Raw genomic sequence first — 21,540 nt, forward strand, 5'->3', positions numbered from 1 at the left:
ATGAACCTTTTTGACTTCTTTCGTGGCAGACAGAAACAGACCAGCGCGTCGGTGGCGAAAGAGCGTCTACAGATCATCGTGGCGCATGAGCGCGGCCAACGCAGCGAACCGGACTATCTGCCGGCACTGCAGAAAGAACTGCTCGAAGTGATCCGCAAGTATGTGAACATCGGCAACGATGATGTGCACATCGAGCTGGAAAACCAGGGTAGCTGCTCGATTCTGGAGCTGAACATCACCTTGCCTGATCGCTGATTCAGCGTTCTGGCTTGGATCATTGGGGCTGCTTTGCAGCCCTTCGCGGGCAAGCCCGCTCCCACAGGTATTGTGTTGATCCTGTGAGAGCGGGCTTGCCCGCGAAGGGCCGCAAGGCGGCCCCAATGGTTTCCCCCGATTTAACCGAGACCACGCAATGCCGCTGTCAAACGTCCAGATCCTTCACGAAGACGCCGCCATCCTGGTGGTCAACAAGCCGACCCTGCTGCTGTCCGTGCCCGGCCGTGCCGACGACAACAAGGACTGCCTGATCACCCGCCTGCAGGAAAACGGCTACCCCGATGCGCTGATCGTGCACCGCCTGGACTGGGAAACCTCCGGCATCATCCTGCTGGCCCGCGATGCCGACAGCCACCGCGAGCTGTCGCGCCAGTTTCACGACCGCGAGACCGAGAAGGCCTATACCGCCCTGTGCTGGGGCCAGCCGACGTTGGACAGCGGCAGCATCGACCTGCCCTTGCGCTACGACCCGCCGACCAAGCCACGGCATGTGGTGGACCACGAGCAGGGCAAGCATGCCCTGACCTTCTGGCGCGTCCTGGAACGCTGCGGCGACTACTGCCGGGTCGAGCTGACGCCGATTACCGGGCGTTCGCACCAGTTGCGTGTGCACATGCTGTCGATCGGGCACCCGCTGCTGGGCGACCGGTTGTATGCCAACCCTGAGGCCTTGGCGGCGCATGAGCGGTTGTGCCTGCATGCCGCGATGCTGAGCTTTACTCACCCGGTCAGCGGGGAGCGGTTGAAGTTCGAGTGCCCGGCACCGTTCTGATTGATGGGTGGCAGTTGCGGCCTCTTCGCGGGCAAGCCCGCTCCCACAGGGTTTGCGAGGTCTCTGTGGGAGCGGGCTTGCCCGCGAAGAGGTCGACACAATTTGTGATCTATCTGCGTTAAACTCGCGCCACTGCTGTCTGGAGTGAGTTATGCGCGAAGCACTGAACACTGGCCTGATCGATTTCCTCAAGGCCTCCCCTACGCCCTTCCACGCCACCGCCAGCCTGGCCCAGCGCCTTGAGGCGGCCGGCTACCAGCGCCTGGACGAACGCGACAGCTGGGCCACGGTGCCGGGTGGTCGCTATTACGTCACCCGCAACGACTCCTCGATCATCGCCATCAAACTGGGCAGGCAATCGCCTCTGCTTGGCGGTATCCGCATGGTCGGCGCCCACACCGACAGCCCGTGCCTGCGGGTCAAGCCGCAACCCGAACTGCAGCGCCAAGGCTTCCTGCAGTTGGGCGTCGAGGTTTACGGTGGTGCGCTGCTGGCGCCCTGGTTCGACCGCGACCTGTCGTTGGCCGGCCGCGTCACCTTCCGCCGGGACGGCAAGGTCGAGAGCCAGCTGATCGACTTCAAGTTGCCCATCGCGGTCATCCCCAACCTGGCGATTCACCTCAACCGCACCGCCAACGAAGGCTGGCAGATCAACCCGCAGAACGAACTGCCGCCCATCCTGGCCCAGGTCGCAGGCGACGAGCGTATCGACTTCCGCGCCCTGCTCACCGAGCAGCTGGCGCGTGAGCACGAGCTCAACGCCGACGTGGTGCTGGACTACGAACTGAGTTTCTACGACACCCAGGATGCCGCGCTGATCGGCCTCAACCGCGACTTCATCGCCGGTGCCCGCCTGGACAACCTGTTGTCGTGCTACGCCGGCCTGCAGGCGCTGCTGGCTGCCGACAGCGACGAGACCTGTGTGCTGGTGTGCAACGACCACGAAGAGGTCGGCTCGTGCTCGGCCTGTGGCGCCGACGGCCCGATGCTCGAACAGACCCTGCAGCGCCTGCTGCCCGAGGGTGACAGCTACGTACGCACTATCCAGCGCTCGCTGATGGTCTCGGCCGACAACGCCCACGGTGTGCACCCCAACTACGCCGACAAGCACGACGGCAACCACGGGCCCAAACTCAACGCAGGGCCGGTGATCAAGGTCAACAACAACCAGCGCTACGCCACCAATAGCGAAACCGCCGGGTTCTTCCGTCACCTGTGCATGGCCGAGGAAGTCCCGGTGCAAAGCTTTGTGGTGCGCAGCGACATGGGTTGCGGCTCGACCATCGGCCCGATCACCGCCAGCCACCTGGGCGTGCGCACGGTCGATATCGGCTTGCCGACCTTTGCCATGCACTCGATCCGCGAGTTGTGCGGCAGCCATGACCTGGCGCACCTGGTGAAGGTGCTGACGGCGTTCTACCGCAGCCGCGAATTGCCTTGAGATTGCAGTTGTAAGCACCGGCCTCTTCGCGGGGCAAGCCCGCTCCCACAAGAACCTCGCTGTTCTGAATCTGGCGGAAGTTCCCTGTGGGAGCGGGCTTGCCCCGCGAAGCGGCCAGCGCTGACACCACAGCTGTCCGGGATCAATCCCGCTTCGTCTGCTACCCGCTATGCTTGTTACATGGCCCCACTGCAAAAGGATTGCTGTTCATGTCCCCCTTTCTGTCCCTGTTCGTGCCGGTGTTTCTGTTTCTGATGCTGCTGACCATCGGTTTCAGCCTGCGCGAGCGCAATATCGGCGTGCTGATGATGTGGATCGGCACGCTGGGCATCTTCGGCCTCACCTGCTGGAAGATCCTGGAGAAACTGCCCACATAAACCTCTACACTCGGTCAATCGTTTGACCTGAGGTAGATTTCCCGGTGCCTGCCCTCCTGCGTTGCCTGTCCCTGCTGCTGCTTTTATTCATCGCCCCGGTTCAGGCCGCAGGCCTACCGAGCCTGCTCGGCTCCAGTACGCCTGCCCAGCCCCAAGCCACCGAGCCGCTGGGCAAGTCACTGGACGAAGTGATCAAGAACCTGGAAAACGACCAGCAGCGCGCAAAGCTGCTGGCCGACCTGAAAAAACTGCGTGATGCCACCCAGCAATCGCAACCCACCGTCGAACAGGGCGTGCTGGGCCTGATCGGGGGTGCGCTGCATGATCTGGAGCAGCAGTTCAGCGGCGATGCCAGCCCGTTCCACCGCTGGGCAATGGAGATCGACCAGGCCCAGGCGGAACTGACCGAACTGATGGTACCCGTGCACCAGTGGCCGGCGATCCTGTTCGGCTTTGCCGCGATCATCGCCGTCTGGAGCCTGCTGGCGTATGCCTTCAACTGGATCGGCCACCGGGTACGGGTGCGCTTCGGCCTCACCGAGGAACTGCCCCAGCACCCCCGTACCTGGGACCTGGTGCGTTTTGCCCTGCGCAAACTCGGGCCCTGGCTGGTGGCCCTGGTGTTCACCGTGTACTTGAGCTTTGCCCTGCCCTCTTCGCTGGGCAAATCGATGGCCATGGTGCTGGCGTACGCGCTGGTGGTCGGCACCTGCTTCTCGGCCATCTGCGTGATCGCCTTCTCGCTGCTCGACGGCCCCCACCGCCACCGCGCCCTGCACATCCTGCGGCACCAGGCCTTCCGCCCCCTGTGGCTGATCGGCAGCTTCGCCGCCTTCGGCGAGGCCATGAGCGACCCGCGCCTGACCGTCGCCCTCGGCACCCACCTGGCACATGCCCTGGCCACCCTGGCCAACGTCATCGCGGCGATCTGCACCGGGCTGTTCATCCTGCGTTTCCGCCGCCCGATCGCCCACCTGATCCGCAACCAGCCGTTGGACCGGCGCCTGACCCGGCGCACCCTGAGCGACACCATCGAGATTCTCGGCAGCTTCTGGTTCGCGCCCGCATTGATCCTGGTGGGCATTTCGTTGTTCGCCACCTTCGTCTCGGCTGGCGACACCAGTACCGCCCTGCGCCAATCGCTGATGTGCACGGTGCTGGTGGTGGTGTGCATGGTGCTCAACGGCCTGGTACGCCGCCACGCCGCCAACCCCAAGCGCGCCAACAAGCGCCAGGCGGTGTACACCGAACGCCTGCGCAACTTCGCCTACGCCCTGGTGCACCTGCTCATCTGGCTGCTGTTCATCGAGCTGGGGCTGCGCGTGTGGGGCCTGTCGATGATCACCTTCGCCGAGGGTGAGGGCCATGAAGTGAGCCTGCGCCTGCTGGGCCTGGCCGGCACGCTGATCGCCGCCTGGCTGGTGTGGATCCTGGCCGACACGGCCGTGCACCATGCATTGGTGCGTTCGCGACGGGGCCTGGCCAACGCCCGTGCGCAAACCATGATGCCGCTGATCCGCAACGTGATGTTCGTGGCCATTTTCATCATCGCGGTGATCGTCGCCCTGGCCAACATGGGCATGAACGTCACCCCGCTGCTGGCCGGTGCCGGTGTGATTGGCCTGGCCATCGGTTTTGGCGCGCAGTCCCTGGTGGCCGATCTGATCACCGGGTTGTTCATCATCATAGAGGATTCGCTGGCCATCGACGATTACGTGGATGTCGGCGGGCACCTGGGGACGGTCGAAGGGCTGACCATCCGCACCGTGCGCCTGCGCGACATCGACGGCATCGTGCATACCATCCCGTTCAGCGAGATCAAGAGCATCAAAAACTACTCGCGCGAGTTCGGTTACGCGATTTTCCGCGTGGCGATCCCGCACAGCATGAACATCGACCAGGCCATCACATTGATCCGCGAGGTGGGGCAGAAACTGCGTAACGACCCGTTGATGCGCCGCAATATCTGGTCGCCGCTGGAACTGCAGGGGGTAGAGAGCTTCGAGTCGGGCTCAGCGATCCTGCGGGCGCGGTTCAAGACCGCGCCGATCAAGCAGTGGGAAGTGTCGCGGGCGTTCAACCTGGCGTTGAAGCGCCAGCTGGATGAAGCGGGGCTGGACCTGGCGACGCCGCGGCTGTCGGTGCAGGTGGTGACGGCGGGCGGTGGCGGTATGAGCGAAACCGGTTCCTCCAGTTAGGGCCTCTTCGCGGGCAAGCCCGCTCCCACAGCTGTGGTGATCCTGTGGGAGCGGGCTTGCCCGCGAAGACGCCACCCCATTACCCGGCCTGGGCGCGAATGCGGATCGCATCGTGCCGCCAATACTCCAGGTCACAGTCGATCAGATGCCCCTGCTGGTCACTGTTTACCCGGGTGATGTGCAGCCCTGGGCTGCCGACCGAAACCTTCAAAGCAGCTGCTGCCTCGATCGGCAAGGCAGTCGGTAGGATCTCGAAGCACACCTGTCCATAGCCAATGCCATAGACCCGGCCATAGATCTCGGTCAGCGACTGCGCCAGGTCCTGTTCGAGAATGCCGGGAAAATACCGTGGGTTGAGGTAGTGCTCGGCATACAGCACGGCCCGCCCGTCAATCCGCCGCAACCGGCAGATCCGCACCACACTGGACAACGCCGGCATTTGCAACCGCGCACAGACAACCGCCGACGCAGGCTGCAGCCGCGCCGACAACAACTCGGTACTCGGTACCCGCCCCTGGTCACGCACCATGGCATGAAAGTGGCTACGCTCGATCAGGTCATAGGTCAGCCGCTCGGGCGCGACGAACCAGCCACGGCGCTCCTCCCGATAGATCAGACCCTGGGCCTCCAACTGTGCCAGGGCCTCGCGCAGGGTGATGCGCGTGGTGTCGAACACCTCGCTGAGCTTGCGTTCGGCCGGCAGCTTGCCACCCGGCGCCAGCAGGCCGTGTTCGATCTGCTCCTGCAGGGCGTGGCAGATGGCTGTTACCGCACGCGGTGGCATCGGTTGCATCAAAGGTTACCTATCTGGACTAGTCCAGCCCCATGACGGGGCACTTGGAGCGTAGTGCAAGCCTAGGCAGGGCTGATGAACATCCTGTGACAAAGGCGCCACAAGGGCTTTGCCAGAATCGGGCCAGGCCCGCTAAATCAGGGCTTGTGATCTGGTCTACGCTGTATTTTCAGGCAGCCGGATCCATCGGTTGAAGCCTTCCCCTACATCAAACTGTCACGCAAGCGGCCTACCTTGGCTCAAGGTTTGCTGACCTAGACCAAAGGTCGCTGGCTACCACTTCATTCATGACAACGATCGCAAACGGCACCCACCCAAGGAGCTTCGGATGAAAAAGTTCTTCATGGCGTCACTGCTCGGTTCGGCCATCGCCTTGTGTACCACGGCCATGGCCGCCGGTACCGACCTCAAGGCCCTGGAAGACGCCGCCCGCAAGGAAGGCACCGTCAACAGCGTGGGCATGCCTGATGCCTGGGCCAACTGGAAAGGTACCTGGGAAGACCTGGCCAGCAAGTATGACCTCAAGCACAGCGACACCGACATGAGCTCGGCCCAGGAGCTGGCCAAGTTCGATGCCGAAAAGGACAACGCCAGCGCCGACATCGGTGACGTCGGCGCCGCCTTCGGCCCGATTGCCGTCACCAAGGGTGTGAGCCAACCGTACAAACCGAGCACCTGGGACCAGGTGCCAGCGTGGGCCAAGGACAAGGACGGCCACTGGGCGCTGGCCTATACCGGCACCATCGCTTTCATCATCAACAAGGACCTGGTGAAGGAAGAGGAACGCCCTAAAACCTGGCATGACCTGGAAAAGGGCAAGTACAAGGTCGCGATCGGTGACGTCGGCACCGCTGCCCAGGCCGCCAACGGCGTGCTGGCTGCCGCCATCGCCTACAAGGGCGACGAAACCAATATTGCGCCGGGCCTGCAGTTGTTCACCAAACTGGCCCAGCAGAAGCGCCTGTCGCTGGCCAACCCGACCATCCAGACCCTGGAGAAGGGCGAGGTTGAAGTGGGCGTGGTGTGGGACTTCAACGGCCTGAGCTACCGTCAACAGATCGACCCCAAGCGCTTCGAAGTACTGATCCCGTCGGACGGTTCGGTGATCTCGGGCTATACCACCATCATCAACAAATACGCCAAGCACCCGAACGCGGCCAAGCTTGCGCGTGAGTACATCTTCAGTGATGCCGGGCAGACCAACCTGGCCATCGGCCACGCCCGGCCGATCCGCGCCGAGCACCTGAAGCTGCCGGCCGATGTGCAGGCCAAGCTGCTGCCCAACGAGCAGTACGGCGCTGCGCAGCCGATCAAGAATGCCGAGGCCTGGGAAGCGACCTCGAAGAAACTGCCGCAGATGTGGCAGGAACAAGTGATCATCGAGATGGAATAACGGCCTGGATTTTCTAGTGCCTGATCCGGCCTCTTCGCGGGGCAAGCCCGCTCCCACAATAGCCTTGAGCGCTATGGAGGTCCTGTGGGAGCGGGCTTGCCCGCGAAGAGAACAACGCGGTAATGACTGGAGCCACCATGCAACACAATGTCATCCTGGTCCTGCTCGACGGCCTCAACCACCAGGTCGCCCACCACGCCATGGGCCACCTGCACGCCTACGTCGAGGCCGATCGCGCCGCGCTGTACCGCGTTGAGTGCGAGCTACCGTCACTGTCGCGCCCGTTGTACGAATGCATCCTCACCGGCGTGTCGCCGATCGACAGTGGCATCGTGCACAACAACGTCAACCGCCTGTCCAACCAGCGCAGCGTGTTCCACTACGCTCGCGAGGCCGGGCTGGGCACGGCGGCGGCGGCCTATCACTGGATGAGCGAGCTGTATAACCGCTCCCCCTTCGATGCGCAGCGAGACCGCCATACCCATGCGCCGAAGCTGCCGATCCAGCATGGCCTGTTCTACTGGGACGACCGCTACCCCGATTCGCACTTGCTGGCCGACGCCGAATACCTGCGCCGCCGGCATGCACCGAACTTCCTGTTGGTGCACCCGATGAGCATCGACGACGTCGGCCACCGCCACGGCCTGGACAGCAGCCAGTACCGCAACGCCGCACGCAGTGCCGATATCCTCCTGGCCGACTACCTGCCGCGCTGGCTCGAAGAGGGCTATCAGGTACTGGTCACCGCCGACCACGGCATGAACAACGACCGCTCGCACAATGGCCTGCTGGCCGAGGAGCGCGAGGTCCCGCTGTTCGTCTTTGGCGATGGCTTCAGCCTCGACCCTGCCGCCAAACCGCTGCAAACCGAGCTGTGCGGGACCATCTGCGAACTGCTCGGTGTGGCCCACGACAAGACCGTGTGCCGGGAGCTGCTCACGTGAATGCCAGCCATCGCGGCCGTTACCTTGCCCTGCTCTGCCTGTTGCCGTTCGCTGTGTTCTTCATCGTCTTCCAGATCGCCCCACTGGCCTGGGTGGCGATCAACAGCGTGCAGTCCGAGGCAGGTTGGGGGCTGGAAAACTTCAGCAAGGTGTTTGCCTCCAAGTTCTACCTGCAGGCCTTGCAACGCAGCCTGGAAATCAGCTTCTGGTCGAGCCTGTTCGGCATTGTCATCGCCACCCTCGGTGCCTACTCGCTGCGCCAGGTGGATTCACGCCTGCGCGACTTCGTCAGCGCCTTCGCCAACATGACCAGCAACTTTGCCGGTGTGCCGCTGGCCTTTGCCTTTATCATCCTGCTCGGTTTCAACGGCGCCCTGACACTGCTGCTCAAGCAGATCGGCCTGCTGGAAGACTTCAGCATCTATTCCAAAAGCGGCCTGATCCTGGTGTACACCTACTTCCAGATCCCCCTGGGGGTACTGCTGCTCTACCCGGCCTTCGACGCCTTGCGTGAAGACTGGCGTGAGTCGGCCGCCTTGCTCGGTGCCAACCACTGGCAGTTCTGGCGCCATATCGGCCTGCCCGTGCTGACCCCGGCGCTGCTCGGCACCTTCGTCATCCTGCTGGCCAATGCCCTGGGCGCCTATGCCACGGTGTATGCGCTGACTACCGGTAACTTCAACGTGCTGCCGATCCGCATCGCCGGCCTGGTCGCGGGTGACATCAGCCTCGACCCGAACCTTGCGAGTGCCCTGGCCATGGTACTGGTGGGCCTGATGACGCTGGTCACGGTGGTTCATCAATGGCTGCTGAAAAGGAGCTACCATGCGCGCTGAATCCAACGCCAGCAGCCTCTACCACCGCCTGGTGGTGTACCTGCTGTTCCTGATCCTGCTGCTGCCCCTGGCCGGCACCTTGCTCTACTCCCTGGCCACCAGCTGGTCGGCCACCCTGCTGCCCAGCGGCCTGACCCTGAAGTGGTACGTGGCGCTGTGGAGCGAGCCGCGCTTTCTGGCGGCCTTCGGCCAGTCGCTGCTGGTGTGCGTGGGGGCGCTGCTGCTGTCGGTGGTGCTGATTCTGCCGCTGTTGTTCGTGGTGCACTACCACTTCCCCAAGCTCGACGCGCTGATGAACATCCTCATCCTGCTGCCCTTCGCGGTGCCGCCGGTGGTATCTGCGGTGGGGCTGCTGCAGCTGTATGGCAGCGGGCCGATGGCCATGGTCGGCACGCCGTGGATCCTGATCGGCTGCTACTTCACCATCGCCCTGCCATTCATGTACCGGGCGATCACCAACAACCTGCAGGCGATCAACCTGCGCGACCTGATGGACGCCGCCCAACTGCTCGGGGCCAGCACCTGGCAGGCGGCGTTTCTGGTGGTGCTGCCGAACCTGCGCAAAGGCCTGATGGTGGCCCTGCTGCTGTCGTTCTCGTTCCTGTTCGGCGAGTTCGTGTTCGCCAACCTGCTGGTCGGCACCCGCTACGAGACCTTGCAGGTGTACCTGAACAACATGCGCAACAGCAGCGGCCACTTCAACAGCGCGCTGGTGATCTCCTACTTCGCCTTCGTGCTGGTACTCACCTGGGTCGCCAACCGCCTGAACAAGGACAAGACCTGACATGAGCTTCGTCAGCGTACAGCAACTGCACAAACGCTATGCCGGCACGCCGGTTTTCGAGAACATCGACTGCCAGATCGAACGCGGCGAGTTCGTCACCCTGCTCGGCCCTTCCGGTTGCGGCAAGTCCACCCTGCTGCGCTGCATCGCCGGGCTGACCCCGGTGGACAGCGGGCGCATCCTGCTCGATGGCCAGGACATCGTGCCGCTGAGCCCACAGAAACGCGGCATCGGCATGGTGTTCCAGAGCTACGCGCTGTTCCCCAACATGACCGTGGAACAGAACGTCGCCTTTGGCTTGCGCATGCAAAAGGTCAAGGCCGACGAGAGCCAGACGCGGGTGCGTGAGGTGCTCGACCTGGTGGAGCTGGGCAGCTTCGCCGGGCGCTACCCGCACCAGCTGTCGGGTGGCCAGTGCCAGCGCGTGGCCCTGGCCCGTTCGTTGGTGACCCGCCCGCGCCTGCTGCTGCTGGACGAGCCACTGTCGGCGCTGGATGCGCGCATCCGCAAGCACCTGCGCGAGCAGATTCGCGCGATCCAGCGTGAACTGGGGCTGACCACTATTTTCGTCACCCATGACCAGGAAGAAGCGCTGACCATGTCAGACCGCATCTTCCTGATGAACCAGGGCCGTATCGTGCAGAGCGGCGACGCCGAAACCCTCTATACCGCCCCTGTGGACCTGTTCGCCGCGGGCTTTATCGGCAACTACAACCTGCTCGACCCAGAGAGCGCCAGCCGCCTGCTGCAACGCCCGGTGGCCAACCGCCTGGCCATCCGCCCGGAATCCATCACACTGGGCCGCAATGGCGAGCTGGACGGTGAAGTGCGCAGCCACAGCCTGCTGGGCAACGTCATCCGTTACCGGGTGCGGGTGCGCGATGTGGAGCTGGTGGTCGACGTGCTCAACCGCTCGTCTGCCGACCTGCATGCGGACGGCCAGCGGGTATCCTTGTCGATCGATCCCACGGCGCTACGTGAAGTGGCCTAGGAGACAGCAACAATGGCACTGGCAATTTTCGATCTCGACGAAACCCTGATCCACGGTGACTGCGCGTCACTGTGGAGCGAGCAGATGGCCCGGCTGGGCTGGGTCGATGGCAAAGCTTTCCTGCGTCGCGACCATGAATTGATGGAAGCCTATGGCAAAGGCCACCTGGCGATGGAGGACTACATGGCCTTCAGCCTGGAGCCGATTGCCGGGCGTACTCTGGAAGAGGTCGAGCATCTGGTGGAGCCGTGGGTAGAGGATGTTATCGAGCCGATCATCTTCGGCGATGCTTGCCGCTGCATCGCCGAGCATCGCAAGCGCAGTGACCGTATTCTGATCATTTCCGCCTCAGGTACGCACCTGGTCGGGCCGATTGCGGCGCGGTTGGGCGTGGACGAGTACCTGGCTATCGAACTGGAGGCGGTGAACGGGGTGTATACCGGCAAGACCCATGGGGTGCTGACCTACCGTGAAGGCAAGATCACCCGCTTGCTGGAATGGCTGGATCAGGAGCAGGAGAACCTCGAGGGGGCGAGTTTTTATTCCGATTCGCGGAACGATCTGCCGTTGTTGTTGAAGGTGGATCATCCCCATGCGGTGAACCCTGACTCGGTGCTGAGGGAGCATGCAGAGATCAATGGCTGGCCGATTCTGAATTGGCGCTGATCATTGCGCTGAACATACTGGCCTCTTCGCGGGGCAAGCCCGCTCCCACAGGATCACCGCAACCTTCAAGGATTGCAGTGATCCTGTGGGAGCGGGCTTGCCCCGCGAAGAGGCCGGGCCTGCTTATACCAGGCTTGAATCGATAACCATCACCAACTTGCCCGACACCTGATTGCTCTCAAGCGCGGCATACGCTGCCTGGGCGAACGCCACCGGGTAGGTATCCACCAGTTGCGGGGACAACCGCCCTTCGGCGAACAGCGGCCACACCTGCTGCAGCAACTCACGCAGCAACTCGGCCTTGAAGCCATCGTCACGGTTGCGCAGCGTAGACCCGGTGATCTCCAGGCGCTTGCCCAGCACCAGCGCGAGGTCCAGTTCAAACTTGCGCCCGCCCATCAGGCCAATGATCACCCAGCGCCCGTCACGTGCCAGCAGCTGGAGGTTGAGCGCCCCATAGCTGGCACCGACCGGGTCTAGAATCACGTCGAACGGCCCAAGGCCTTCCAGCGCTTCAAGGTTCTCGTTACGCACCACACCGCCGGCAGCGCCCAGCGCCTGGCAATACGCCAGGCGATCCTGCGAGCCAACACTGACATATACCGGGTTGCCAAACGCCTTGCACAGCTGGATCGCCGCCGAGCCAACGCCGCTGGCCCCCGCGTGTACCAATACCTTCTCACCGGCTTTAACGGCGCCCAACTGGAAGATGTTCAACCACGCCGTGGCATACACCTCGGGCAGCGCCGCCGCCTCTTGCAGGCTCAGGCCTTCCGGCACCGGCAGCACATGGCGGGCATCGACCACCACTTCCTCGGCCATCGCGCCGCTGGCCAGTAGCGCGCATACTCGCTCGCCCACACGCCAGTCGGCACCCGGCCCCACTTCGGCGATAACACCGGCGCATTCCAGGCCCATATAAGGGCTGGCGCCAGGCGGCGGCGGGTACAGGCCCTTCATTTGCAACAGGTCGGCGCGGTTCAGCCCTGCAGCCGCCACGCGAATGCGTACCTGGCCGGCGTCAAGGACCGGGCGCTCGGCCTCGACCCACTCCACATGTCCGTCTTCGCCTTGCAATGCCTTCACAGTGCCTCCATAGTTGAATCATGACTGAGCCTGGGGCGCTTACCCCAGGCTTTTTGCAGTATTTGTCCGGATCCATGGAACCGGCAACGGAATAGACGGCCTACTATGCGTGATCAATTGCCCCCACGTCGAATCAGCATGAAGCATTTCCTTCCAAGCACCGCCCTGGCCCTGATGATTGGCCTGGGTAGCCTCACGCTCGGCGGCAATGCGGCGGCCGCCAACAAATGGGACAGCCTGCAACCGGACCGCGACGAGATCGTTGCCAGCCTTAATGTGGTAGAGCTGCTCAAGCGCCACCATTACAGCAAGCCGCCGCTCAATGACGCCCGCTCGGTGATCATCTACGACAGCTACATCAAGCTGCTGGACCCTGCGCGCAGCTACTTCACCGCAGCCGACATCGCCGAGTTCGACAAGTGGAAGACGCAGTTCGACGATTTCCTCAAGAGCGGCAACCTCGACCCTGGCTTCATCATCTACAAACGCTACCTTGACCGCGTCAAGCAGCGCTTGGACTTTGCCCTGGCCGAGCTGAACAAGGGCGTCGACAAGATCGACTTCACCGCCAAGGAAACCTTGCTGATCGACCGCAAGGACGCCCCGTGGATGAAGAGCCAGGCCGAGCTCGACGACCTCTGGCGCAAACGCGTCAAAGACGAAGTCTTGCGCCAGAAGATCGCTGGCAAAGAGCCCAAGCAGATCCAGGAAACCCTGACCAAGCGCTACAAGAACCAACTGGCGCGCCTGGACCAGACCCGTGCCGAGGATATCTTCCAGGCCTACATCAACACCTTCGCCCAGTCCTACGACCCGCACACCAACTACCTGTCGCCGGACAACGCGGAAAACTTCGACATCAACATGAGCCTGTCGCTCGAAGGCATCGGCGCAGTGCTGCAAAGCGACAACGACCAGGTCAAGATCGTGCGCCTGGTGCCGGCAGGCCCTGCGGCCAAGACCAAGCAGGTAGCCCCGGCCGACAAGATCATCGGCGTGGCCCAGGGCAACAAGGAAATGGTCGATGTGGTCGGCTGGCGCCTGGATGAAGTGGTCAAGCTGATCCGTGGCCCGAAAGGCTCGGTCGTGCGCCTGGAAATCATCCCGGCGAGCAATGCCCCGAGCGACCAGACCAGTAAGATCGTTTCGATCACCCGCGAAGCCGTCAAGCTTGAAGAGCAGGCCGCGAAAAAGTCGGTGCTCAAGCTCAAGCAGGATGGCCGTGACTACAAGCTGGGCATCATCGAGATCCCGGCCTTCTACCTGGACTTCAAGGCCTACCGTGCCGGTGACCCGGAGTACAAGAGCACCACGCGTGACGTGAAGAAACTGCTCACCGAACTGCAGAAAGAGAAAGTCGATGGCGTGGTCATCGACCTGCGCAACAACGGCGGCGGCTCCCTGCAGGAAGCCACCGAGCTGACCAGCCTGTTCATCGACAAGGGCCCGACCGTGCTGGTACGCAACAGTGACGGCCGTGTCGATGTGCTTGAGGACGAAAACCCAGGTGCCTTCTACAAAGGCCCGCTGGCACTGCTGGTCAACCGTCTCTCGGCCTCGGCCTCGGAGATTTTCGCCGGCGCGATGCAGGACTACCACCGCGCACTGATCATCGGTGGCCAGACCTTCGGCAAAGGCACCGTGCAGACCATCCAGCCGCTCAACCATGGTGAGCTGAAACTGACCCTGGCCAAGTTCTACCGGGTGTCTGGGCAGAGCACCCAGCACCAGGGCGTGCTGCCAGACATCGACTACCCGTCGATCATCGACACCAAGGAAATCGGTGAGAGCGCCTTGCCCGAGGCCATGCCGTGGGACACCATCCGCCCGGTGGTCAAGCCGGCCGCCGACCCGTTCAAGCCGTACCTGAGCCAGCTCAAGGCACAGCATGAAGCGCGCAGCGCCAAGGATGCCGAATTCACTTACATCCGCGACCGCCTGGCCCTGGCCCAGAAGCTGATGAACGAGAAAACCGTCAGCCTCAACGAACAGGAACGTCGTGCCCGCCACGATGAGATCGAGGGCAAGCAGTTGGCCCTGGAGAACATCCGTCGCAAGGCCAAGGGCGAAGAGCCGCTCAAAGAGCTGAAGAAGGAAGACGAAGACGCTCTGCCGGCTGAAGATGAAAATACCAAGCCGGAAGACGACGCTTACTTGTCCGAGACAGGGCGCATTCTGCTCGACTACCTGAGCGCAAGCTCGCAGGTGGCCAAGCACTGAGGCTAGGCGTGGGTTAAACAGAAGGGCCGGGTGCGAAAGCACCCGGCCCTTCTGTTATCAACCCGTTTGAAAACGCGCAGCACAGGAGCGCGGTGGGTGTCAGGCGGTTTCCGGATAACTGTATTCAAATACCCTGACGACTTCCGAGGCATGCCACGACGCCGCCTCCATGCCATCAACTGGCCCGGCAAAGCGGCCCAATCGCTCGACACATTCGAAAAAGCCGGTGCGTGGCAGGCGGCTGGCGCCCTGGCTTATCACCAACGAACTGCGCAACGGCTGCTCGGCGCGAGCGTCGAGCACCGCCAGGTACTCCAGCGCGGCGGTCAGCGTCTGCATGGCCGGGCTGGGCAATTGCAAGCGCTCGATGAGCGCGCGATACGTCAGCAAATGACGTTGACGACGGGCCAGGTCAAGCTCGTCCAGCAGGCTCTGCCAATGCTGGCGGCTGATCCTGACCTGGCTCATGATGGCTCACTCCAACCCGCCACACCCAGGTGCCAGGCCAGGGCGCGGCGGATAGCGGCGTCCGGCAGTCGCTCGCCTGACTCGATCATGGCCAGGTACGCTGGGCTTACACCCACATTGCGCGCCAATAGCTCTGGGGCGATGCCCTTGGCCTGACGGATCTGCGCAACCTCGCCAAAAGCTGGCAAAGGTGCACTGGCGGTACTGTCCTGCGCTTCACTCAGATTCGCTTCGACGGGCGCCTGCCCCGCTGCCTTGAGCAGTGCCTGGTACTGCTCCCAGGGAACGACGGCGTACTCGGGCTGACCGTCCCTGCTAATAACCTGAATACCCATTACAACCCCCTTACGTAGGATTACGGCATGTAATCCGTAGGCATAATCCTTATGCCAATTATATTACCAAGTACGGGAGTCTGTGCAGCTCAGGCTGATTTCACTGCGTATTGCGTTCCAAGCGCAACGCTTCTGGGGTATCCGGCAACCGCTCGACCACCCGCAACCGCTCTGGGGCCTGGCTGTCGCGCCAGGCTTTGAAACGCGCCAGCTCATCGGCGACAGTCTTCAGTACCCAGCCAAGCACGGCGATGTCGTCAAGAAAACCCACGCCCAGCAACCAGTCGGGGATGGCATCGATAGGGCTGACGAAGTACAACAGGCCGGCAACGATGGTCACCAACGCCTTGGGGCTGATGGCGCGGTATTCGCCACGCCACCAGGCCAGGCACAGCGACTGCAGCAGCTTTACATCCTCGCGCAGCTGGCCGATCCGCGGGCCTTTGCGGGCCACGGCGAACAGCAGGGCCGGCAACCGTCCGCGGCTGAGCAGGCGCTCGGCCAGCGGCAGGAAACGGGCGAAATTCCAGGGTGCGCTCATGGAGCCTCCGAGAGGGAGGGTTATCCACATTTATTGTGGATAACCTTGTGAACAGGGCGAAGTTTCTGACGTCAGGTGCCCACGAAGCAAGGGCCCCGGTCAGATCGGGCGTTTTTTACACAGTCGTTTCAGTTCCGCAAACGATTTGCGTCAGAAGCATCCTACTTCATCACGCTGCTATTGCTCGGACAGTACCAGCCGACAGAGGTTCTTCCAAGCATCTGGCGCCAAAACGAAAACGCCCCGTCAAGACGGGGCGTTTTACGCAAACCAGCCAATATTACTTGGCAGGTTCTTCTGCTGGCGCTTCAGCTGGAGCTTCTGCTGGCGCTTGCGCCGGTGCTTCGGCTTCCGGCTCTGCACCTTGCAGTTGTGCCGGGTCCTTGATGGCGATCAGCTCAAGGTCGAACACCAATACCGAGTTGGCCGGAATCAGCGGGCTAGGGCTCTGGGCGCCGTAGGCCAGTTCGGCCGGGATGAACAGCTTGTATTTCTCGCCGACGTGCATCAGCTGCAGGCCTTCAACCCAACCCGGGATGACGCCGCTGACGGGCAGGTCGATCGGGCTGCCGCGCTCGACGGAGCTGTCGAACACCTTGCCATCGGTCAACTTGCCTTCGTAATGAACGGTGACGACGTCAGTCGGCTTAGGCTGCGGGCCGTCGGCCTTCTTGATCACTTCGTACTGCAGGCCCGAGGCGGTAGTGACCACGCCTGGCTTCTTGGCATTGTCTTCAAGGAACTTCTTGCCGGCGGAGGCGGCTTCTTCGCTGGCCTTGGCCAGACGCTCTTCGGCGCGCTTCTGCAGCGAGGTGAAGGCTTCTACCAGCTCTTCGTCCTTGATGCGTTGCTCTTTCTTGCTGACGGCGTCTTCGATGCCGAGGGCGACCGCTTTCGAATCAAGGTCTTCCATGCCTTCCTGAGCCAGGCTCTTGCCCATGTTCAGGCCGATACCGTAGGAGGCTTTCTGTGCCGGAGTCTTCAGCTCGGGGCTGCTGGCCTGTTGGTCGCAGCCAGCCAATACCAGGCCTACCAGGGCAACCGCAGCCGCCAAACGATGCTGTTTCATGCTATTTCCTTGTTCATGCGCCATAAGGGCAATCAGGGTAAAGCCGCGAGCTTAGCAGGCGGCCATGACCAATGGCTACCGGCATAGGAGCGGGTTTTGCTAAGGAAGTTCAGTAGTTAAACGATGATTCATCTGACGCATTACAGCCACTGGCCAGTATTGACCCTTTGGGCCGAATTCGCCTGGGTTTAAGGGCTGTTTATTTCACAGTGTTCTGAAGCGTCAGGGGTATTGGCCTTCCCGGTACTGCCCCGCCACCTCGCGCAGCACCTCGCACACCCACTGCCCCGGCAGGCTCTGCGCCAACGCCGCATTGCGACAGATTCCCACCGAGCCGCCCGGCTCACGCACACCCAGGTCGAGCTCGACCAGCTCACCGCGACCAAGGTCGATCAGCACGGCGTCACGCGGTGCCACCCACACCGCATCACTGCCCAGCAGGTAGCGGCGGCTCAAGGCCAGCGACAAGGTCTCCAGCCGCTGCGCAGGCATCTGGATACCACATTGAACGAACAGGCTGTCGGCGTGCTGGCGAATGGTGGTGCCAGGGGGTGGCAAGACCAATGGATAACGCCCTACCTGCGCCCGCTCCACTGGCGTGTTCGCCAGCAGCGGGTGCCCCGGCCGCACGACCAGGCTCATCGACTCGCTGTACAAGTGCTCGAACGACAGCCCCTGAATCTGCGGGCTGTCGGTCATGCGCCCAACCACCAGTTCCAGCTCACCCAGGCGCAACTGCCCGAGCAACTGCGCACTGGCGCCGGTCACCACGCTGATCAGCAACGCCTCATGGCGTTGATGCAGGCGGCACAGCACCTCGGGCATCAACAAGCCCTCGACCGTGGATAGCACGCCGATGCGCACCTGAGACGGCGCACGTGCCTCGCCGCGCAGGCTGCTCACGCCATCGCGCAGGGCCTGTACGCTGGGCCCGGCGTAGCGCATGAAGCGGGTGCCGGCCGGGGTCAGCTCGACGCCCTGCCGGCTGCGCTCGAACAGGCGTGTTTCAAGCAGCGCTTCGAGTTCCTTGAGGGTCTTGGAAATCGCGGGCTGGCTGATCGCAAGGATGTCTGCAGCCCTGGCCAGACTGCCCTGCCGGGCAATCTCCAGGAAACACAGCAGGTGGCGGTACTTGATGCGGGTGTCGAGGTTCATGGCCCCAAGCTTACCGCATCGCAGGCCCCATGCAGCGCGCTACCGCTCAGGCCACCGCCAACTCTATCGCGTCGCCATTTATCCGCACCGGCCACACCCGCAGCCGTTGCCCCGCATCCTCCAGGCAATGCCCGCTGTGCAAGCTGAAATGCTGTTTGTAGAGCGGCGCCGCCACCACCAACTGCCCTTGCACACTCCCCACCAACCCGCGGCCGATGATGTTGGCGCCAGAGCGCGGGTCACGGTTGTCCAGCGCATACAACGCCTGCTCCTGCCCTGGCAGATAAAACAGCGCCACCTGGGCACCCGCGTGCCAGACCACCACGCCGGAATCAGCAACCAGGTCATGGGCCTGGCAGACCGTTTGCCAGTTGGGTTGGTGCGCTACAGCGGTATTGGACAGGTTCATCAGACAGCCTCCTCGACAGTGGGGATCAGGTGCAAGGGTGCAGCAGGGCGACGTTGTTCGCGCTCGCGGACGAAGTGCACGTCCGGGTCGGCGCGGTGGTCGTTGACGAAGGTGCGGAAGCGCTTGAGCTTCTCCGGGTCGTTGAGGGCATTGGCCCATTCGCATTCATAGTGATCGACCACATGCTGCATCTGCGCCTCAAGCTCAGTGGCCAGGCCCAGGCTGTCGTCGAGGATGACCTGCTTGAGGTAATCCAGCCCGCCCTCCAGGCTTTCGCGCCACACCGAGGTGCGTTGCAGCTTGTCGGCAGTGCGGATGTAGAACATCAGCACACGGTCGATCAGGCGGACCAAGGTCTCGTCGTCCAGGTCGGTGGCGAACAGCTCGGCGTGGCGCGGGCGCATGCCGCCGTTGCCGCACACATACAGGTTCCAGCCCTTGTCGGTGGCGATCACGCCGATGTCCTTGCTCTGCGCCTCGGCGCATTCGCGGGTGCAGCCAGAGACCGCGAACTTGAGCTTGTGCGGGCTGCGCAGGCCCTTGTAGCGGTCTTCCAGGCGCAAGGCCATGGCGACGCTGTCCTGCACACCATAGCGGCACCAAGTGCTGCCCACGCACGACTTCACCGTGCGCGTCGACTTGCCGTAGGCATGGCCCGTCTCGAAGCCGGCCTCGATCAACTCACCCCAGATCAGCGGCAATTCGTGCAGTTGGGCGCCGAACAGGTCAATGCGTTGGCCGCCGGTGATCTTGGTGTAGAGGTCGTATTTTTTCGCCACCTGGCCGATGACGATGAGCTTGTCCGGGGTAATTTCGCCACCGGGGATGCGCGGCACCACCGAATACGTGCCGTTCTTCTGCATGTTGGCCATGAAGGTGTCGTTGGTGTCCTGCAGCGACACCAGCGCCGGGTCCATGATCGGCTGGTTCCAGCACGAGGCGAGGATATTGCCCACTGCCGGCTTGCAGATATCGCAACCCACATGGCCTTTGCCATGGCGAACCAGCAGATCATGGAAAGTGCGGATCCCCCCGACCCGCACCAAGCCGTACAGCTCCTGGCGGGTGTAGGCGAAGTGCTCGCACAGGCTCTTGTCGACCGTCACGCCGCGTGCAGTGAGTTCGTGCTCGAACACCTGCTTGAGCAGGGCCGCGCAGCCGCCACAGCCGCTGGCGGCCTTGGTGCAGCCCTTGACTGCAGCGAGGTCGCTGCAGCCACTGTCGATGGCAGCGCACACCGCGCCCTTGCTGACGTTGTGGCACGAGCAGATGGTCGCGCTGTCGGGCAGGGCATCGGCGCCCAGGGCGGGTACGCCACCCGTCTGCGGCAAAATCAGTGCTGCGGGGTCGGCAGGCAGGGCGATACCGTTCTGCGCGTATTGCAGCAGGGTGTCGTAGTAGCTGTTGTCGCCGACCAGTACCGCGCCCAGCACATGCTTGCCGCTGGCATCCACCACCAGCCGGCGGTAGGCCGCGTTGGCTTCGTCAATGAAGCGATAGCTGCGCGAGCCCGGCGTGGCGCCATGGGCATCGCCGATCGAGCCGACATCCACGCCCAGCAGCTTGAGCTTGGTCGACATGTCGGCGCCGGTGAACGCGACCGCGGCGTCCCCTACCAGCAACGCCGCGAGGTTGCGCGCCATGCTGTAGCCCGGCGCAACCAGGCCGAACACGCTGCCGTTCCACGAAGCGCATTCACCGATGGCGAAGATGCGCGCGTCGCTGGTGCGGCAGTGATTGTCGATCACCACCCCACCGCGTGCGGCAATTTCCAGGCCGCAGGCACGCCCCAGGGCATCCTGCGGGCGAATACCGGCGGAGAACACGATCAGGTCGGTTTCCAGGTGCTCGCCGCCGTCGAAGTTCATGCGGTAGCGATAGCCCTCGCCGGCACTGATCGACTGGGTAGCGCGGGACAGGTGCACCCCCACACCCAGCGCCTCGATCTGGGCCTTGAGTGCCGCCCCGCCTTCGCTGTCCAGCTGCACCGGCATCAAGCGTGGGGCGAACTCCACCACATGGGCTTCCAGGCCTAGCGACTTGAGTGCATTGGCCGCTTCAAGGCCCAACAAGCCCCCGCCAACCACCACGCCTCGGCGGGCATCGTGGGCGGCGGCGCGGATCGCGTCGAGGTCGTCAAGGGTGCGGTAGACCAGGCGGGCATTGCCGCTGGAGCCTTCGATCGGGGGCACGAATGGGTAGGAACCGGTGGCCAGAATCAACTGATCGTAGCCATAGCGGCCTTCGGCGGTGACCACTTCGCGGCGCGTGCGGTCGATCTCCTGCACGGCTTCGCCCAGGTGCAGGTGCACACCTTGACTTGTGTAGAAGCCCTGCTCGCACATGGCCAGGGTTTCGGCGCAGCTGCCGCCAAAGTACTCGGACAGGTGCACACGGTCGTAGGCCCGCTGGCGCTCTTCGCCGAACACCCGCACCTCGAAGTGCTGCAAGGCGCCACGCTCGATCAGTTGTTCGACGCAGTGGTGGCCGACCATGCCGTTGCCGACAATGACCAGTTTCTCTCGTTGTCCGCCGTTCGCTGTTGCCTTCATAGCCGATCCTCGATCAAAAAAAAACGCCTGGAGCCGAAGCTCCAGGCGCCTTTGCCTGTACTCATCAGGGTGTGCCCCTGGTTGATCGCCGTTGATCAGTGGGGCGTGTTTGTGAATCTGGTAAAGCAGGGAATGTGCCAAATGCTGCAGCGCCTGTTAGGCCCTCTTCGCGGGTAAGCCCGCCCCCACAGGATCCCCACTGCTTCAGGATCAGTAGAGATCCTGTGGGAGCGG

The 21,540-nt window shown here is 63.0% G+C and carries 21 protein-coding genes; 12 read left to right on the forward strand and 9 right to left on the reverse strand.

Annotated elements, in window-relative coordinates:
- The 5 genes from minE (at nucleotide 1) to OGV19_RS17405 (ending at nucleotide 5,064) form a co-directional block, all read left to right on the forward strand.
- Nucleotides 1-255 (forward strand): cell division topological specificity factor MinE, encoded by a 255-nt coding sequence (gene minE, locus OGV19_RS17385; RefSeq protein WP_003252572.1) that lies wholly within the window; start codon nucleotides 1-3, stop codon nucleotides 253-255.
- A gap of 157 nt (nucleotides 256-412) precedes the next feature.
- Complete coding sequence (locus OGV19_RS17390) at nucleotides 413-1,048, forward strand: RluA family pseudouridine synthase (protein ID WP_264309885.1); 636 nt, start codon at nucleotides 413-415, stop codon at nucleotides 1,046-1,048.
- A gap of 151 nt (nucleotides 1,049-1,199) precedes the next feature.
- Nucleotides 1,200-2,489 (forward strand): M18 family aminopeptidase, encoded by a 1,290-nt coding sequence (locus tag OGV19_RS17395; protein ID WP_264309886.1) that lies wholly within the window; start codon nucleotides 1,200-1,202, stop codon nucleotides 2,487-2,489.
- A 209-nt stretch (nucleotides 2,490-2,698) separates the two neighbouring features.
- A complete protein-coding gene (locus OGV19_RS17400; protein ID WP_011532728.1) occupies nucleotides 2,699-2,866 on the forward strand; it encodes a hypothetical protein in 168 nt (55 codons plus the stop codon).
- A 44-nt stretch (nucleotides 2,867-2,910) separates the two neighbouring features.
- Entirely contained in the window at nucleotides 2,911-5,064 is a 2,154-nt protein-coding gene (locus tag OGV19_RS17405) for a mechanosensitive ion channel family protein (RefSeq protein WP_264309887.1), read from the forward strand.
- A 79-nt stretch (nucleotides 5,065-5,143) separates the two neighbouring features.
- On the opposite strand, the gene OGV19_RS17410 is transcribed toward OGV19_RS17405, so the two are convergent.
- A complete protein-coding gene (locus tag OGV19_RS17410; RefSeq protein WP_264309888.1) occupies nucleotides 5,144-5,857 on the reverse strand; it encodes a UTRA domain-containing protein in 714 nt (237 codons plus the stop codon).
- Between the two features lie 328 nt (nucleotides 5,858-6,185).
- On the opposite strand from OGV19_RS17410, the gene OGV19_RS17415 reads away from it, so the two are divergent.
- From OGV19_RS17415 to OGV19_RS17440, 6 genes are all read left to right on the forward strand, one after another.
- Nucleotides 6,186-7,250 carry an ABC transporter substrate-binding protein gene (locus OGV19_RS17415; RefSeq protein WP_264309889.1) on the forward strand — a complete coding sequence of 355 codons (1,065 nt, stop codon included), beginning with the start codon at nucleotides 6,186-6,188 and terminating at the stop codon, nucleotides 7,248-7,250.
- 137 nt (nucleotides 7,251-7,387) lie between these two features.
- Complete coding sequence (locus tag OGV19_RS17420; RefSeq protein WP_264309890.1) at nucleotides 7,388-8,194, forward strand: alkaline phosphatase family protein; 807 nt, start codon at nucleotides 7,388-7,390, stop codon at nucleotides 8,192-8,194.
- Nucleotides 8,191-9,030, forward strand: a complete 840-nt coding sequence (locus OGV19_RS17425) for an ABC transporter permease (protein ID WP_264309891.1) — start codon at nucleotides 8,191-8,193, stop codon at nucleotides 9,028-9,030. Before OGV19_RS17420 ends, OGV19_RS17425 begins: the two co-directional genes overlap by 4 nt.
- The gene (locus OGV19_RS17430; protein ID WP_264309892.1) at nucleotides 9,020-9,814 is read left to right on the forward strand and encodes an ABC transporter permease; all 795 of its coding nucleotides are present in this window, start codon (nucleotides 9,020-9,022) and stop codon (nucleotides 9,812-9,814) included. Before OGV19_RS17425 ends, OGV19_RS17430 begins: the two co-directional genes overlap by 11 nt.
- A gap of 1 nt (nucleotide 9,815) precedes the next feature.
- Nucleotides 9,816-10,805, forward strand: a complete 990-nt coding sequence (locus OGV19_RS17435; RefSeq protein ID WP_264309893.1) for an ABC transporter ATP-binding protein — start codon at nucleotides 9,816-9,818, stop codon at nucleotides 10,803-10,805.
- Nucleotides 10,806-10,817: 12 nt separating this feature from the next.
- The gene (locus OGV19_RS17440; RefSeq protein WP_264309894.1) at nucleotides 10,818-11,471 is read left to right on the forward strand and encodes an HAD family hydrolase; all 654 of its coding nucleotides are present in this window, start codon (nucleotides 10,818-10,820) and stop codon (nucleotides 11,469-11,471) included.
- Nucleotides 11,472-11,594: 123 nt separating this feature from the next.
- Here OGV19_RS17440 and OGV19_RS17445 read toward each other — a convergent pair whose 3' ends face one another.
- Nucleotides 11,595-12,557 (reverse strand): NAD(P)H-quinone oxidoreductase, encoded by a 963-nt coding sequence (locus OGV19_RS17445; protein WP_264309895.1) that lies wholly within the window; start codon nucleotides 12,555-12,557, stop codon nucleotides 11,595-11,597.
- Nucleotides 12,558-12,695: 138 nt separating this feature from the next.
- On the opposite strand from OGV19_RS17445, the gene OGV19_RS17450 reads away from it, so the two are divergent.
- Nucleotides 12,696-14,777, forward strand: coding sequence for a carboxy terminal-processing peptidase (locus OGV19_RS17450; RefSeq protein WP_264309896.1), 2,082 nt, complete (start codon nucleotides 12,696-12,698; stop codon nucleotides 14,775-14,777).
- A gap of 99 nt (nucleotides 14,778-14,876) precedes the next feature.
- Here the strand turns inward: OGV19_RS17450 and OGV19_RS17455 are convergent, their stop codons facing one another.
- The 7 genes from OGV19_RS17455 to nirB all read right to left on the reverse strand — a co-directional run bounded on the left by OGV19_RS17455 (nucleotide 14,877) and on the right by nirB (nucleotide 21,306).
- Complete coding sequence (locus tag OGV19_RS17455; RefSeq protein ID WP_264309897.1) at nucleotides 14,877-15,245, reverse strand: hypothetical protein; 369 nt, start codon at nucleotides 15,243-15,245, stop codon at nucleotides 14,877-14,879.
- Nucleotides 15,242-15,580, reverse strand: coding sequence for a helix-turn-helix domain-containing protein (locus OGV19_RS17460; protein ID WP_264309898.1), 339 nt, complete (start codon nucleotides 15,578-15,580; stop codon nucleotides 15,242-15,244). The genes OGV19_RS17455 and OGV19_RS17460 overlap by 4 nt, the downstream gene beginning before the upstream one ends.
- 100 nt (nucleotides 15,581-15,680) lie before the next feature.
- Nucleotides 15,681-16,121, reverse strand: coding sequence for a YkvA family protein (locus OGV19_RS17465; RefSeq protein ID WP_027595901.1), 441 nt, complete (start codon nucleotides 16,119-16,121; stop codon nucleotides 15,681-15,683).
- A gap of 280 nt (nucleotides 16,122-16,401) precedes the next feature.
- Complete coding sequence (locus OGV19_RS17470; protein ID WP_264309899.1) at nucleotides 16,402-17,190, reverse strand: BamJ family beta-barrel-assembly machinery protein; 789 nt, start codon at nucleotides 17,188-17,190, stop codon at nucleotides 16,402-16,404.
- A gap of 222 nt (nucleotides 17,191-17,412) precedes the next feature.
- Nucleotides 17,413-18,345 (reverse strand): pca operon transcription factor PcaQ, encoded by a 933-nt coding sequence (pcaQ, locus tag OGV19_RS17475; RefSeq protein ID WP_264309900.1) that lies wholly within the window; start codon nucleotides 18,343-18,345, stop codon nucleotides 17,413-17,415.
- Nucleotides 18,346-18,391: 46 nt separating this feature from the next.
- A complete protein-coding gene (gene nirD, locus OGV19_RS17480; RefSeq protein WP_264309901.1) occupies nucleotides 18,392-18,754 on the reverse strand; it encodes a nitrite reductase small subunit NirD in 363 nt (120 codons plus the stop codon).
- Nucleotides 18,754-21,306 (reverse strand): nitrite reductase large subunit NirB, encoded by a 2,553-nt coding sequence (gene nirB / locus OGV19_RS17485; protein ID WP_264309902.1) that lies wholly within the window; start codon nucleotides 21,304-21,306, stop codon nucleotides 18,754-18,756. Before nirB ends, nirD begins: the two co-directional genes overlap by 1 nt.
- Nucleotides 21,307-21,540: the final 234 nt, after the last annotated feature.

This window comes from Pseudomonas putida (genome assembly GCF_025905425.1).
In the GTDB taxonomy this organism is placed as follows: Bacteria; Pseudomonadota; Gammaproteobacteria; order Pseudomonadales; family Pseudomonadaceae; genus Aquipseudomonas; species Aquipseudomonas putida_AF.

What these genes read in the sequence shown, in the direction of transcription:
- OGV19_RS17390 (WP_264309885.1), top strand. Translation starts at nt 413, where the DNA reads ATGCCGCTGTCAAACGTCCAGATCCTTCACGAAGACGCCGCCATCCTG.
- OGV19_RS17435 (WP_264309893.1), top strand. Translation starts at nt 9,816, where the DNA reads ATGAGCTTCGTCAGCGTACAGCAACTGCACAAACGCTATGCCGGCACG.
- OGV19_RS17400 (WP_011532728.1), top strand. Translation starts at nt 2,699, where the DNA reads ATGTCCCCCTTTCTGTCCCTGTTCGTGCCGGTGTTTCTGTTTCTGATG.
- OGV19_RS17465 (WP_027595901.1), bottom strand. Translation starts at nt 16,121, where the DNA reads ATGAGCGCACCCTGGAATTTCGCCCGTTTCCTGCCGCTGGCCGAGCGC.
- OGV19_RS17415 (WP_264309889.1), top strand. Translation starts at nt 6,186, where the DNA reads ATGAAAAAGTTCTTCATGGCGTCACTGCTCGGTTCGGCCATCGCCTTG.
- OGV19_RS17455 (WP_264309897.1), bottom strand. Translation starts at nt 15,245, where the DNA reads ATGAGCCAGGTCAGGATCAGCCGCCAGCATTGGCAGAGCCTGCTGGAC.
- OGV19_RS17440 (WP_264309894.1), top strand. Translation starts at nt 10,818, where the DNA reads ATGGCACTGGCAATTTTCGATCTCGACGAAACCCTGATCCACGGTGAC.
- OGV19_RS17410 (WP_264309888.1), bottom strand. Translation starts at nt 5,857, where the DNA reads ATGCAACCGATGCCACCGCGTGCGGTAACAGCCATCTGCCACGCCCTG.
- OGV19_RS17420 (WP_264309890.1), top strand. Translation starts at nt 7,388, where the DNA reads ATGCAACACAATGTCATCCTGGTCCTGCTCGACGGCCTCAACCACCAG.
- minE (WP_003252572.1), top strand. Translation starts at nt 1, where the DNA reads ATGAACCTTTTTGACTTCTTTCGTGGCAGACAGAAACAGACCAGCGCG.
- OGV19_RS17470 (WP_264309899.1), bottom strand. Translation starts at nt 17,190, where the DNA reads ATGAAACAGCATCGTTTGGCGGCTGCGGTTGCCCTGGTAGGCCTGGTA.
- OGV19_RS17460 (WP_264309898.1), bottom strand. Translation starts at nt 15,580, where the DNA reads ATGGGTATTCAGGTTATTAGCAGGGACGGTCAGCCCGAGTACGCCGTC.
- pcaQ (WP_264309900.1), bottom strand. Translation starts at nt 18,345, where the DNA reads ATGAACCTCGACACCCGCATCAAGTACCGCCACCTGCTGTGTTTCCTG.
- nirB (WP_264309902.1), bottom strand. Translation starts at nt 21,306, where the DNA reads ATGAAGGCAACAGCGAACGGCGGACAACGAGAGAAACTGGTCATTGTC.
- OGV19_RS17430 (WP_264309892.1), top strand. Translation starts at nt 9,020, where the DNA reads ATGCGCGCTGAATCCAACGCCAGCAGCCTCTACCACCGCCTGGTGGTG.
- OGV19_RS17450 (WP_264309896.1), top strand. Translation starts at nt 12,696, where the DNA reads ATGAAGCATTTCCTTCCAAGCACCGCCCTGGCCCTGATGATTGGCCTG.
- OGV19_RS17395 (WP_264309886.1), top strand. Translation starts at nt 1,200, where the DNA reads ATGCGCGAAGCACTGAACACTGGCCTGATCGATTTCCTCAAGGCCTCC.
- nirD (WP_264309901.1), bottom strand. Translation starts at nt 18,754, where the DNA reads ATGAACCTGTCCAATACCGCTGTAGCGCACCAACCCAACTGGCAAACG.